The sequence below is a fragment of the Pantoea sp. QMID4 genome, from assembly GCF_030270445.1.
GTDB lineage: Bacteria > Pseudomonadota > Gammaproteobacteria > Enterobacterales > Enterobacteriaceae > Pantoea > Pantoea vagans.
The window spans coordinates 13,487-26,296 of record NZ_BSXL01000012.1 but is presented as its reverse complement, the minus strand read 5'-3'; the positions used below and the strand labels follow the sequence as shown (position 1 = coordinate 26,296).

The window sequence follows — 12,810 nt, the reverse complement described above, 5'->3', positions numbered from 1 at the left end:
AATACACGTCAGCAGTTACTTTTCTGATGAAGGTTAAAAATGAAATTCTTAACGGATTTAAAAATGAAATACAGCGAAATCACTTCTGGCAGAAAAGATAAAGCTGTAACTGACAATAGTACCGAGCAAGTCTACGATGCACTGACCCCGGTGATAATGAAAGATGCCCGTACCGAAGAGTACTTTACCGCATTGGATTACGCCTTTTCACAAAATCAGGTAAGAAACATTGCCGTTACCGGACCCTACGGGGCCGGGAAAAGTACGGTGATACTTTCTTATCTTAATAAACGGAAAGAAAACGATTTTATCAGTGTATCTCTGGCCGATTTTTCTCTTTCAGGAAAGGACCAGGAACCGCCAAAGAATGCAGAAATTGAGCTGAGTATCCTTCAGCAAATCCTTTATAAAGAAGACAAGTCGACCCTTCCCGATTCACGTATCGACAGAATTCAGAAAAGAGACATAAAACACATTTTAGGAATCTTTTTCTCCTCACTCTTCATTGTGATACCGCTGTTTTTATTCAGCCTGTCAGTCATGCCAAAAAAAATATTGTCTTATTTCGGTGCGGATGAGAAGACGCTTGCTTATGTCGAGAATGCGTTTCCGGAACGGTTAGGGATAAGTATAATACTGGCATTAATTTCCCTTTTTTTTACAGTCAGGGTGGCCTCAAAAGCGGGCTTTTTCGATAAAAAGCTGAAGCTGAGTAAAATAGCCTTTCTTCAGGCAAGCGCTGACGTATCCGCTCAGGAATCTTCCTCACTGCTGAACAACTGCCTGGACGAAATCGTCTACTTTTTTTCCCGTTCCAGAAGCAAAGTGGTCGTGTTTGAGGACCTCGACAGACTGGGGAATTCGGACATTTTTGTGAAGCTAAGGGAAATAAACCAGATAATAAATAATAACATCATAAATGAGCCAGTCAGGTTTATCTATGCATGCCGTGATGATATTTTTCTTGGTTCTGACGTCCGAACCAAGTTTTTTGACTTCATTCTGCCCGTCGTTCCCGTGCTCGACAGCCGGAATGCGTACACCCACCTCAGAAACAAACTGAAAGACTTCCCTGTCAGAGACAATGTCCTTCTCAAGCAGACTTCTTTATATATTTCCGACATGCGCTCTCTGAAAAACATCGCCAACGAGTACAACGTTTTCAGGAAGGTGGTTGATGAAAATAAAAATGAAGCGAAAATTTTTTCCGTCATTTTCTACAAAAATGTTTACGCGCAGGACTATAACCTGACCGACAAGAAGTCAGGGGTTCTGTTTTCCTATATAAATGATTACAGGTTAAGAATACTCCATGATCACTATTTCAAATCTCTGGATGAGGAAAAAGAAGAACTCGAGAATAAAGTTGAACGACTAAAAAAAGAAACCGCATCATCAGCTGCCGATGTCAGAAAGGAAATTATCTGCAGATATATATCGGAATCGATGTGGTCAGGGATTTATTTTTCTACTTCTCAACACCCGCGTTATAATAATAGTGTTTATTTTATTCCCGAGCAGTTATATAAGAGTGAAGAAGATTTTCTGACTTTTTTTGGCAGAGGTAACGCTTGTTTTATCGGATATGATGAGCGGGCTTCAAATGGCTTCCGTGCTTTTCAGATAAATATAAGTGATGTTGTAGAAGAATACAAAAAAAGAGCAAAGCTGGTTTCTTCAGACAGAAGGCAGGAATACCAGAAAACCGTTTCTCATCTGAACGATGTTAATGAAAAAGTACGTATTCGGAATTCCATCACACTCGCCGAATTAACCTTGTTCATTGGTGAAAAAAAATTCACTGAAATAGCCGAAAGCTACATAGAAAAATGCATCAGTCCGGATATTCTTGACGTGAAACAGCTTGAAACCCTGCGAACGGGCTTCCTCCGGGGGGGCTTTGAAGTTTTGTATTACCTGCTGACCAACGGCTACATCATGCAGGATTACATGATGTTCAGGTCAATCTTTCAGGAAGGGACCATTTCAGTTAACGATAACGACTATATTAAAGCAGTGGGACGCTTTACCGGGTGTAAAGAGGTAAATGACAGCTTTTCTCTGGACAGTGAAAAAGAGGTCATTTCCGAACTGGCAGAGCAGCATTATATTTACCGTGAAGGTGCCCTGCATCATCAGATCGTGACTTACCTGATGAAGGTGCCCACTACGATAAATTCAGGTTATCTGTCAGATATTATCTCTAAATTATTTGAAAATAAAGCGCATGAAGTTCTTTCCGTGTTCGAGGTTCTGGCATCCAGGTTTATCCACGCTGAATCCTTTAAGGACTTCATTATTTGTGCTCTCGAAAAAAACGGGTATCTGGACAAAATGCTGTCCTTTCTTCAGTCCAGCGAGCCTGCACCAGTACAGATAAAAATCATCATAAACATGATTGCGTTTGTGAAGCCGGTCACTTCCGATAATAAGGTAAATTACAGAAAGTTTGTTGAAGAGCAGGGATATGGTCTGATATCCCGCCTTGATGAAAATACGCTTCAGCCCTTTATGGATAACATCAGAGAACTCGGCGTAATTTATAGCGACGTTGAACTGCCGGGGAGCGATACTGAGGCACGGGCTTTGAATTATATCGCTGAACACCGTATGTACCTCTTCGATAAAGCCAACTTCAGGACCGTGGTCGCGGGTCTGCTCGCAAAGGATAACGTAACCTGTGAGGATGTGGATGCCCGCCCGCTCTCTCTCGTAACGGACAATGACTTATCGCAGGTGAAATCCCGTATTGATTCGAACAGTGATGTTTTCGTCAGAGATATGCTTATTGGTTCAGACGAGAGCAGCTCAGTGATTGTCAACATGCTCCTTCATGACACCCTGTCTGATGAGACAAAAACGGAGATTCTGGAACAGATGCAGTTCACCGTGCCTGACCTGAAACCGTTCGGCGATGACTTTTTAAATACGGATGAGGGGCTGTCTTGGCGGGATTTGTTTTTCCTGCACGACCACGTGGAGCCACACTGGACGTCTCTGCTTGAGTATCTTCAGCAGGAGTGTGACCAGGCGGTACTGAGCGGCTACATTGAGAGGCACGCTGACGCTCTCGGCATGCAGCAGGTGGCTCTGACCGGCGACGGGGATGAAAAACTGTTATACGAACGAATCATCTGCGATGACGGTCTGAGCGATGCAGCGTATAAGGCTGTACTTCCTGCCCTGCCTGTAAATACCGATTTATGGGACCAGAACCTGAGCTCCGGAAATGTCCGCCGTATGATATTCAACAATAAACTCACTCTGGGGACAGGGTCTTTTTCAAAAGTCACAGAGCGGTTAGGCACACTCACTAACGGCACCGTGTGCAATACTTTACTGTTCTGGTTTACGCAGTTCAGAGAGGAATTTCTGACTGATGCAGAATACTACCTGAATTCTGATAATGATCAGACTTACTATGAATGTATGCTGGCCTCAATTTGTCGTTCTGCTGAGTTCACCGCAGCGGAGAAGGCCGCCCTTGTCTTAAATGGCTATGAAAATTACAGCGAGGACGTGCTGGATCATTTAGGATTATCCGCTGAAGTCATTAAAAATATGATTCGCAACGCAGACAATGACGATCTGAAAATAAGCCTGATCCTGAGACTGTTAAAAACGGGTAACCCCACCAGAAACGACATGTCTGCCCTTGTGAACGTACTCAGTGAAAAGGAGTACAGAAAAGTATTTTCCCAGAAAACGGCGACTCTCACCCTGAAAAGCAGTTCCAAGGCCGAAGCCTTACTCGGTGCACTTCAGGGCAGCGGCTTCATCACCTCATGGTCAGTCAAAAGTGAGGGCAAGTATTTCGTCACCTGCAGCAGAACATATTCTGAGGAAGACGAGTAAAATCCCCGGTTTTTTCAGTAGGGGATGAAGGATGCTTTTCCAGCGGAAAATTGCATTGAAAGCATTTTTTCTGCGTCCGGATAAAAAAAGAATGTAAATGTAGGATTTCTGCTTTAAAACCGTAAAAGCAGCACAGTACATGTTTTTACAGTTTTAGCATTCTTCCTGCATTATTCACTGCAACCTGCTTACATGACTTGTCTGGATTACTTGGGATCCGTTTTCTGTAGGAACCGGATCTTCCGGCGCTGGCGGCGGTTTTTTGCGCACAATACTACATATGGTGGCTGTTTCAGCTGCATTAACCACTACATATGGTGTCATGACGAGAGCCAGGGCTGTCTGCGCCGGGCTTTTCCCCGCCCCGCCGGCGTGGTAGGCTTCCGGTTAGTGCCGTATCGGGAAAAAGTCGGATCATACGTGTAAGGACGTGCGGTAATTTCATTGTGAAAATATATCCAAGCTTATTGGTTTTATGTTGATATTAATTACAGTGACAATTTTCTCTGAAGCTATATTTTATTTAATGGTTGCGTTGTAATTGGTTCCAAGGGTGATTGTTAGAGTGTGTTTGATTTCTATTGGAAACTAACGGCGTTATATCAATTAGGAGAATATATGGCAGGTGAACAGATTTGGGATACTCGTGAAGATGCACTCCGAGAGCTTCATAAAGAGGGTCATCCTCTGATTCATGAACGAACGACTGAGCATCCGATGATTAAGGGCGTTGGACAGATTGCCCCAGCCAAACACCTTCTGGATGATGAGGGAAATGTAATTGGCATTTATGTTGGCCCTAAAGGCGTCTGGCGGCGTCGCGTTGAAGATGACTGCGTACGCGATGATCCGGACTTCAGAAAGAATTCAATGACTGTCACACATGACGTCAATGCTCCACGACCCCAACTTAAAGTGTTATGAGGTTGTCAGTTTGAATGCGTTGAAATGACGTATCTGTAAAGGAAAGCTGATGCAGGCAGACAAGCTTACTGACGGAATAGCAGCAGCATTATCCCACCCGGTTAAGGTGCAGGTGGTTAACAAGGGCCGGGCATCTGGGGGGGGATATGGCGACAGGTTTGATTACAGCCGGAGCTGCGATTGCACTTTAGGCTGACGCATTGTTTATGCTGCAGCGTTAGCGGCTGAATAGAGAGAGATACTGTCACTCTCAGATTAAGGAGAATGGTAATGGCTGATGCACCTGCATGGGTTAACTTTGGTACCTCTGCTCTCGGTGGAGCGCTGGCGATTGCTGGCGGAGTAGTAACGCAATTGCTTATTGCTCGAAATGAATCAGGCGCGAATGCAAAACGTCTTGCATCTGACAGAGCCTTTATTGGCAGTCAGGCAATAGTTGTCTTAGCTGAGTATCGAGACATTTGCTATGAGTTTTCATGTAATCCGGGAGAGGAAAGCAGGATTCAAAATCCTAGGCCTGGCGTACCAGATTTCTCTGAAGTAAAGGGAGACTGGACTTCGCTTGATGGTGAGGTGCTTTTACGGATTCACCGCCTCCCTTTACTGCGTAGACAATATGGAAGGGAGCTAGACGAGGTGCTTGATAAGTTAACTGAAGTTGAGTACCTGTCTAATGCCACAACACGCTTCCAGCAACTTTCAGACGAGTGCGATGCGTTAATTGAGTTACTGATGCTTAAGTGCAATCTCCCATCGCCCTGGAAGCTGGATGAGGCAGATTAAAAATATGACAGATCTCATCAGATATGGACAGTCAGCGCCTGCTATATCGACTTTTCCGGTCGCTATCGACTATCCCGCAGCGCTCGCGCTACGTCAGATGGCCGCGCAGCATGATGAATATCCGCAGTATCTTCTGGCACCTGAAGTCAGCGCCCTGCTCCACTACGTGCCGGATTTGCACCGTAAGATGCTGTTCACCACCCTCTGGAATACCGGCGCGCGTATTAATGAAGCGCTTGCACTGACCCGGGGGGATTTCAGCCTTGCACCGCCCTACCCTTACGTGCAGCTGGCCACGCTGAAGCAGCGCGGGGAAAAAGCTGCCCGCGGCCCTGGCAGGGCGCCATCAGGTTTGGTCCCTCACCGGCTGGTTCCGCTTTCCGATCCGCAGTACGTGGCCCAACTTGAGATGATGGTGGCCACGCTGAAAATTCCGCTTGAGCGGCGCAATCCGGATACGGGGAGAACCGAAAAGGTCAGGCTCTGGACGGTAACCGACAGGACGGTGCGGACCTGGCTGAATGAGGCCGTCGCGGCAGCTGCCAGTGACGGAGTCACGTTCTCCGTGCCGGTAACGCCGCACACCTTCCGTCACAGCTACGCCATGCACATGCTTTACGCGGGGATTCCGCTGAAAGCGCTGCAGAGCCTGATGGGGCACAAAAGCATGAAGTCCACCGAAGTTTACACGAAGGTGTTTGCGCTGGACGTGGCAGCCCGGCATAGGGTGCAGTTCCATATGCCCGGAACGGAGGCTGTTACGATGCTCAAAAATAATGCCTGATCTGTTTCAAATGCTACGGCCCTGTAAAAATATATCATATTTATCAATTATCTACGCGCACCCTAAAAGCCAGAATCGATAGAATAATTACATGATTATATCATTACATAATTATGTGATTTATTGATTTTATGATTACATAATCTTTTTCATTGCGTTTTAAATTCGCGCACGTATAGTTACAGGATTACAGGATTACAGGATTACAGGATTACAGGATTACAGGATTACTGTTTTAGAGGCGAATTTTTACTTTTGAAAGGTGTGTTTATGGCTAAAGTCATTTCTTTTTTGAACGGTAAGGGTGGAGTTGGAAAAACGACTACTTCAATAAATGTAGCTACAGCAATCGCAAAAAGGGGAGCCAAAGTAATAGTAGTCGATACTGATCCACAGAGCAGCATCGGGAACTGGTACAACGAGGATAAATGCGTCTTTGACGTAGCCGATGCTGGATCAGAAAAAGAAGTCTACTCAGTAAGGAAAACATTGAAATCATATGATTACATAATCATAGATGGTGCGGCTGCGATATCTGCTATTTCAGCTGCTGCAGTCATGGTTTCTGATGTGGTTTTAATCCCTGTTACACCTTCACCGCTGGATTTTGCTGCCTGTGGCGCCATCATTGCTGTGATTGAAGCTCGGCAGGAACTGCAACCAATTAAGGCTAGGTTTGTAATAACCAAGAAGGTAAATACAGCCAAAATGCTGGGCGTTCTTAAGGCATCCATTGAGGATACTGGCATTCCCGCGCTACGGACAGGAACGACACAACGGCAGAGTTACATCAAAACAATGCTTGATGGTGGCACCGTTTTTGATACTGATGATTCTAATGCCAAAGGTGAAATCGACGTACTAACAAATGACATACTGGAATTATGCCAATGAAAATGAAACTCGGTGCAAGCAAAAGCACAATGCATGCGGTTGACGCCATCCACAAACCGGGATTACCGACGAAAAAACTCCAGATGAACATTCCTGAAGATCTGCATAAGTCTTTCAAGCTGGCTTGTTTGAAGCAGGACAGGGACATGACAGATGTAACAATTGAGCTAATTAATGAATGGATGGAAAGACAACAGTAACTACAGGATTATGTGATTATGTGATTATGTGATTATGTAAGCATATAATGCTTTCTGGGTTTATACGGGCTGCTATATGAACAGATTAAAAATATTGCTATCTGGGTTTCTGGGCTTTAAGCCGATGAGTTCGATGAGTGGTAAAGATCGAAAAAGCGCTGCTGAGTGGGGGTTCTTGCTGAGTACACTGTTTATCGTGCCGCTTTTTTTCATGCATGATGCCAGTGAGCTTGTCAAAATCGGCATGCAGCTGCTGTGGGGCGCCTGCGTTTCGCGCGCAGCCTTCCTGGCTAACGGCGGCTGGAAGAAAAAAAATCCTGATCAATGAATGATTAACGCAGAGGCATTGATGGAAATTCAGGAATTACTGACACAGATGCGTGCGCCGGGGATTGTATTCAAAACGTTTACTCAGTCAGCCGCTATGTTTAAAGGGCCCGTCCGCAGGCGCCGTCCGGCCTTTGATGACTGGCTTCATCAGTTTCGCGTAAGGACAGTGTTCCACGCGGTCGATACTTCCGCGGAAAGCGCCCGGGTAAACCCCTGATCATTGTGGATGAGTTTTGGCAGCAGTTTTCCTGAGAATGCAGGGCATCAGGCAGACGTAAAGTATGCTGTGCCCCGCAGGCTCCATCTACATCACGCGCGCCACCGGTATGTCACTCCAGCGCGTGGTCCATGCCGGTGAGAGCATGTCCCGCTTCATTTTCCATTCCATATTCACGCCCTGGCCGGCAAACCACACACTGCCCAGCCCGGACTGATTGATCCCGTCAAGAACCTTCATCAGCTGCGCACTGTTGGCACGTGGCTTATTTTCATCGAACAGATTCAGCTGGCTGACGCCGTTAGGCGTAAAGTCGTCGAGCATTATCCCGGCCTTCATGTAACGTCGCTCTTCAAGCCAGATGCGATCAAGAGATCGCATGGCAACTTCAATCACGTCCCGAGTGTCCTGGGTAGGTATTGTGAGACTCTCACCGGCGCTGTTGCCATAAAATATCTCACCCTGCGCATGCGGTGATGTGCGGATAAAGACGCTGATGCGCCGGCAGAACTGCCGTTCCTTTCTGAGCTTCTCCGCAGCCCGGGTTGCGTACTGACACAGCGCCTCCTGCATAAGCACCTTCGCCGTAATTCTCTCGCCAAAGGACCGGCTGCAGACAATCTGCTGTTTCGCAGGCACAAACTCTTCAAGGGGGATACAGGACTCTCCGTTAAGTTCCCGGACAGTACGCTCCAGCACGACGCTGAAGTTTTTACGAATAAGGGCAGGGTGGGCGCGCGACAGCTGCAGGGCGTTTTCAATACCCATCAGATTAAGTCGCTTACCGATGCGCCGGCCAACGCCCCAGATTTCCTCCACGGGTTGGTTTGCCAGCAGGGTTGCGGTGCGCTTAGGATTACCCGGCGTCAGCGCCAATACACCGCGGAACTGTGGCCACTCTTTGCTGGCCCACTGCGCCGATTTGGCTAGAGTTTTTGTCGGCCCCATCCCAACGCCGACAGTAAGGCCCGTCGTATCCAGCACGTGCACGCGCAGGCGGCGGCCAAAATGTTCAAAGTCTTCGCAGAAATCAATGCCAGTCAGGTCCAGGAACATCTCATCAATGGAATACTGCTCAACGCGGGGGGTTATCTCTTCCAGCGCGGTCATGACGCGCTGAGACATGCTGTGATAGAGCGCATAGTTGGAACTGAATACATGTACGCGCTCGCTGAAATCCTGATTTTTTATCTGGAACCACGGTGCCCCCATTTTGATGCCCATTTTTTTTGCCCCCGCGCTGCGTGCGATGACGCAGCCGTCGTTGTTAGACAGCACAACAACGGGTTTACCGCGGAGATCGGGGCGAAACAGCGCCTCGCAGCTGGCGTAAAACGAGTTGACGTCGGCGAGCCCAAACATGGACATGGTCACCTCCGCCGGGCTCGGGTACTGTTGAAGAACCAGGTAACAACACCGAGCAGCTGCAGTTCTTCCGGATAGATTACCGGATAGGCCGGATTCATCGGGAGCAGGGCAAGCGTGGGCTGTAGCTGCAGACGCTTAACGGTGAACTCGCCGTTGACCTCAGCGATCACGATGTCGCCGTGAGCCGCATTCTCAGCCCGATCAACAACTATGACATCACCATCGCAGAGACCGAGGTCCCGCATACTGTTTCCACTGGCGCGAACGAAGAAGGTCGAGGCGCGCCGGCGGATGCAAAGCTCGTTAAGATCGAGTTCTTTCTCAACGTAATCCTGAGCGGGGGAGGGGAAGCCGGCCGCGCACGGATCAGCATACAGCGGTACCCGGATGCGGGGCGTAAATAGTGGGGGCCAGAGCAATGTCAGGCCTGCGGCATAGTTACCCGGATTCATGACCAGATGCTCCGGTTATGATGTCTTATCACTGCAGAAACTCGGTTGAAATAGCGCATAAAATTCCTCCTCTTATTTTACTGTTTATATGTACAGTATTATTGAGGCGGATTAATCTGGCAATAGGGAGCGAGACGGCCACTTATTAAAGCGAATCTATATATCTGAAGGGATAGGGAATTTTATGAAGATCACCCTGACTTTCAGAGCCGGGCTGAGCTAACAATAATGCGTTATATATGTATGCATAATGTGTAAGCAGTCCATGTCAGCATCGGTGAAATGACGCTTCCTCGCCACGACTGTTCGTTCCTCGCTGCGCTGCGGTACGCCTCAGCCGGGCCTGCGGCGAGCGTTACAATTGCACGTTCAGGGAAAGAAATACGCACCCTTATTACTCTTATGGCTTGCCCATTCCAGCAATAATAGCCGTCTGAGAAATGCCCTGTATGAAGTTTTGTGAACTGTAAGCGGGTCAATTCTTATCTGCCGGCATGGGCTCGATAAGCTCACGGCCTTGGTGATGAATATTGCCTACTTTTTTGCTGACAGGATGCCAGGTAAATGTTTTTTCCGGAACAGCAGCGTCATGGGCAATTTCTTCTGCACGCGCTGGAGATGTTTCATTGCTGAGCCACTCACGTACGGCATCAGGCGTAATCACCAGCGGCCGCCTGTCATGTATATCGACCATGCCCTGATTACTGGCTGAGGTGACAATCACGAACCCCTCTTTACCGTGATCCTGACCGTACGGCTGCCTGCCGATGGCGGCGAAGAAAAGCGGCTCCTTTTTTTTGTGAAAGATGAAGAATGGCTGCTTCTCACCACCTTCTTTCTGCCATTCGAACCAGCCGTCAGCAGGCACGATAGCGCGGCCATGATTCCAGAGAGGCTTAAACATGCGGCCGCTCGCAGCTGTCTCTCCGCGCGCGTTGATAAGTGGCTGTTTATCCCACCATTCCGGTCCATAGCCCCAATACACCGGATCGAGGCGCAGCGAATCGTTCTGTTCGTTTAGCAGTAGTACCTTAGTGCCTGGTGCTACGTTAAATCGCCCGAGAGGTTCCGGATCGAATGTGATTTCGTCCGGTGTCAGGCCTAGGGCATCAAAATAATCATCGCGGCTGCTGTACTGCGCAAATCTTCCACACATAGTTACCTCCTGCTGTTGATGTAAGGATAGCGACGTATACTGATATCAGGAGTATTAAATGCGCTTGCGTGACGGACGCTTGGTCGTTATCAGGTTCACCCTACAAGGCTGAAAAGCTGTAAAGAATGGAGTATTTGCATGGCCTTTCAGAGCCCGGCCCAGAACTACACTGAAAAGCGCCTTGATCTGGGCGATCTGGTGCATCTTTCCCCTTACTCTACCTATCTGATGCGCAGCGAAACCGACTGCCTTGGCGCCGGGATAGTTAAAGGCTCGGTGCTGGCCATCGATCGGGCGCTGACGCCGGCACACGGTCAGATTATCGTTGCTGAACTCGACGGGGAGCTGACGCTGAGGCGCCTGCTGCTCAATCCGGTACCCGCCCTTCAGGCGCTGGATACGGATGAGACTGTAACGCTGCTTGACGTGAGCCAGACGCTCCCGGTGTGGGGTGTGGTTGCCTATGCCCTCACCGATGTAGCCGGAGTGGGATTTAACGGACCTGCAGGAGGTTAGAAATGTTTGCGCTGGCCGATGCCAACAACTTTTACGCCTCATGTGAAACCATATTCAGGCCCGACCTGCGCGGCAAACCGATTGTTGTTGTGTCGAACAACGACGGATGCGTTATCGCGCGATCGGCAGAAGCAAAGCGTTTAGGCGTCAAAATGGCTGCTCCGCTGTTCCAGAACGAGCGTTATTTCAGGCAGAATGGTGTGCATGTGTTCAGCTCTAATTATGAACTGTAGTATGTTAAGTGGAATGCAACATTGAGTGAGTAATCTTTAAGCAGCGATATTGCTGTAAGAGGTGAACACCATGTTGATTCCACCAAATGGACATGCTCTGTTACTGGCAGAGCGCTGGCTGAAACTATTATCGGATCTGGGTCGCGCGCAGGCGACGCTAACAGCCTACCGCAGTGCCCTCCGGCATTATTTTGCGTTCTGCAGCCAGAACAGCATTGAACCTGAAAAGGCCCGGTTTGAAGATCTGGCTGCCTACATCCGCCCTCAGCTGCCTGGCATGCCTTACCCTGCGGCCAGTGCCACGCTCCAGCTGCGCCTGTCTGCTATCCGTCTCTGGTATGACTTTCTTGTTTATCAGGATATATGCAGTCTCAATCCGCTACCCCGCGCGGGTTTACCGGGTGCCATTTATACCGGGCGGGGGCTTGTCCCGCGTATCACCCGCTTACCTGTAATACCTGACAATGAACAATGGCTGAGATTTCTTAAACATGTTTCAGCTGCTTCCCTGCGGGACCGGCTGATGCTCGCACTGGCCTATTTTGGTGCACTCCGCCGTTCAGAGGTGACAGCCCTGACGCTTGAGGATATCGACCCTGCTCATCGCCTGATCCGTATCCGCCCGGAAACAACGAAAAGCCGGCGTGAAAGGGTTGTGTGCTATGGTCCGGACATTACGCCGGTACTGGCAAACCTTTTCCGGCAGCTGAAGCAGGCTGGCCGGACAGAGGGGGCGTTGTTCCGTTCATTTTCTGATCGTAATTACGGCACTCCTCTTTCTGTGTGGAACTGGAGTAAAACCGTGCGCAGATGGGCTCTGGATATGGGGCTTCCACAGATTACAACCCACTCCTTTCGCCATCTTCGCCTGACCCATCTGGCTCGGGCCGGCTGGAAGCTGCATGAGCTGGCGACTTATGCTGGACACAGAGATCCGCGCACCACACAGATTTATATCCATCTGTCAGGTTCCGATCTGTCTGGCCGGATAACCGCAGCCGTGGCTGAAACCGACAGGAAAGTCGCTGGCCTTATTTTTCAGGCGGGGGCTTACTGATGAGCGGAAAAAAAAACACAGTCACTTATGTACCTTTCAAA

At 48.7% G+C, this 12,810-nt stretch carries 12 protein-coding genes and 1 pseudogene; 10 read left to right on the top strand and 3 right to left on the bottom strand.

Going from position 1 to position 12,810, the window contains the following annotated elements; translation table 11 throughout:
* The first annotated feature begins 63 nt into the window (after positions 1-63).
* The 7 genes from QSK07_RS21435 to QSK07_RS21405 all read left to right on the top strand — a co-directional run bounded on the left by QSK07_RS21435 (position 64) and on the right by QSK07_RS21405 (position 7,768).
* On the top strand, positions 64-3,855 hold the full coding sequence (locus QSK07_RS21435) for a YobI family P-loop NTPase (protein WP_285722991.1): 3,792 nt from the start codon (positions 64-66) through the stop codon (positions 3,853-3,855).
* 567 nt (positions 3,856-4,422) lie between these two features.
* Positions 4,423-4,779, top strand: coding sequence for a hypothetical protein (locus QSK07_RS21430; protein WP_285722989.1), 357 nt, complete (start codon positions 4,423-4,425; stop codon positions 4,777-4,779).
* A 270-nt stretch (positions 4,780-5,049) separates the two neighbouring features.
* Complete coding sequence (locus QSK07_RS21425) at positions 5,050-5,562, top strand: hypothetical protein (RefSeq protein ID WP_285722988.1); 513 nt, start codon at positions 5,050-5,052, stop codon at positions 5,560-5,562.
* A 4-nt stretch (positions 5,563-5,566) separates the two neighbouring features.
* On the top strand, positions 5,567-6,346 hold the full coding sequence (locus QSK07_RS21420; RefSeq protein WP_285722986.1) for a site-specific integrase: 780 nt from the start codon (positions 5,567-5,569) through the stop codon (positions 6,344-6,346).
* Positions 6,347-6,616: 270 nt separating this feature from the next.
* Positions 6,617-7,240, top strand: a complete 624-nt coding sequence (gene parA / locus QSK07_RS21415) for a ParA family partition ATPase (RefSeq protein ID WP_285722983.1) — start codon at positions 6,617-6,619, stop codon at positions 7,238-7,240.
* Positions 7,237-7,440 carry a plasmid partition protein ParG gene (locus tag QSK07_RS21410; RefSeq protein WP_285722981.1) on the top strand — a complete coding sequence of 68 codons (204 nt, stop codon included), beginning with the start codon at positions 7,237-7,239 and terminating at the stop codon, positions 7,438-7,440. Before parA ends, QSK07_RS21410 begins: the two co-directional genes overlap by 4 nt.
* Before the next feature lie 133 nt (positions 7,441-7,573).
* Complete coding sequence (locus tag QSK07_RS21405; protein ID WP_311976850.1) at positions 7,574-7,768, top strand: hypothetical protein; 195 nt, start codon at positions 7,574-7,576, stop codon at positions 7,766-7,768.
* Positions 7,769-8,074: 306 nt separating this feature from the next.
* Here the strand turns inward: QSK07_RS21405 and umuC are convergent, their stop codons facing one another.
* The 3 genes from umuC to QSK07_RS21390 all read right to left on the bottom strand — a co-directional run bounded on the left by umuC (position 8,075) and on the right by QSK07_RS21390 (position 10,963).
* Complete coding sequence (gene umuC, locus QSK07_RS21400; protein ID WP_285723091.1) at positions 8,075-9,349, bottom strand: translesion error-prone DNA polymerase V subunit UmuC; 1,275 nt, start codon at positions 9,347-9,349, stop codon at positions 8,075-8,077.
* An 8-nt stretch (positions 9,350-9,357) separates the two neighbouring features.
* On the bottom strand, positions 9,358-9,807 hold the full coding sequence (gene umuD / locus QSK07_RS21395) for a translesion error-prone DNA polymerase V autoproteolytic subunit (RefSeq protein ID WP_285722977.1): 450 nt from the start codon (positions 9,805-9,807) through the stop codon (positions 9,358-9,360).
* Between the two features lie 475 nt (positions 9,808-10,282).
* Positions 10,283-10,963, bottom strand: coding sequence for an SOS response-associated peptidase family protein (locus QSK07_RS21390; protein WP_285722975.1), 681 nt, complete (start codon positions 10,961-10,963; stop codon positions 10,283-10,285).
* 138 nt (positions 10,964-11,101) lie between these two features.
* On the opposite strand from QSK07_RS21390, the gene QSK07_RS21385 reads away from it, so the two are divergent.
* From QSK07_RS21385 to QSK07_RS21375, 3 genes and pseudogenes are all read left to right on the top strand, one after another.
* Entirely contained in the window at positions 11,102-11,479 is a 378-nt protein-coding gene (locus QSK07_RS21385; protein ID WP_285722973.1) for a S24 family peptidase, read from the top strand.
* A 2-nt stretch (positions 11,480-11,481) separates the two neighbouring features.
* Positions 11,482-11,709 (top strand): annotated as a pseudogene (locus tag QSK07_RS21380) (Y-family DNA polymerase); the annotation flags it as partial.
* A gap of 73 nt (positions 11,710-11,782) precedes the next feature.
* Positions 11,783-12,769, top strand: a complete 987-nt coding sequence (locus QSK07_RS21375) for a tyrosine-type recombinase/integrase (protein WP_285722971.1) — start codon at positions 11,783-11,785, stop codon at positions 12,767-12,769.
* The last annotated feature ends 41 nt before the right edge of the window (positions 12,770-12,810 follow it).

Excerpts from the sequence above, each read along its gene's own strand:
- QSK07_RS21385 (WP_285722973.1), top strand. The coding sequence starts at position 11,102 with ATGGCCTTTCAGAGCCCGGCCCAGAACTACACTGAAAAGCGCCTTGAT.
- QSK07_RS21420 (WP_285722986.1), top strand. The coding sequence starts at position 5,567 with ATGACAGATCTCATCAGATATGGACAGTCAGCGCCTGCTATATCGACT.
- QSK07_RS21375 (WP_285722971.1), top strand. The coding sequence starts at position 11,783 with ATGTTGATTCCACCAAATGGACATGCTCTGTTACTGGCAGAGCGCTGG.
- parA (WP_285722983.1), top strand. The coding sequence starts at position 6,617 with ATGGCTAAAGTCATTTCTTTTTTGAACGGTAAGGGTGGAGTTGGAAAA.
- QSK07_RS21435 (WP_285722991.1), top strand. The coding sequence starts at position 64 with ATGAAATACAGCGAAATCACTTCTGGCAGAAAAGATAAAGCTGTAACT.
- QSK07_RS21405 (WP_311976850.1), top strand. The coding sequence starts at position 7,574 with ATGAGTGGTAAAGATCGAAAAAGCGCTGCTGAGTGGGGGTTCTTGCTG.
- umuD (WP_285722977.1), bottom strand. The coding sequence starts at position 9,807 with ATGAATCCGGGTAACTATGCCGCAGGCCTGACATTGCTCTGGCCCCCA.
- umuC (WP_285723091.1), bottom strand. The coding sequence starts at position 9,349 with ATGTTTGGGCTCGCCGACGTCAACTCGTTTTACGCCAGCTGCGAGGCG.
- QSK07_RS21390 (WP_285722975.1), bottom strand. The coding sequence starts at position 10,963 with ATGTGTGGAAGATTTGCGCAGTACAGCAGCCGCGATGATTATTTTGAT.
- QSK07_RS21410 (WP_285722981.1), top strand. The coding sequence starts at position 7,237 with ATGAAAATGAAACTCGGTGCAAGCAAAAGCACAATGCATGCGGTTGAC.
- QSK07_RS21425 (WP_285722988.1), top strand. The coding sequence starts at position 5,050 with ATGGCTGATGCACCTGCATGGGTTAACTTTGGTACCTCTGCTCTCGGT.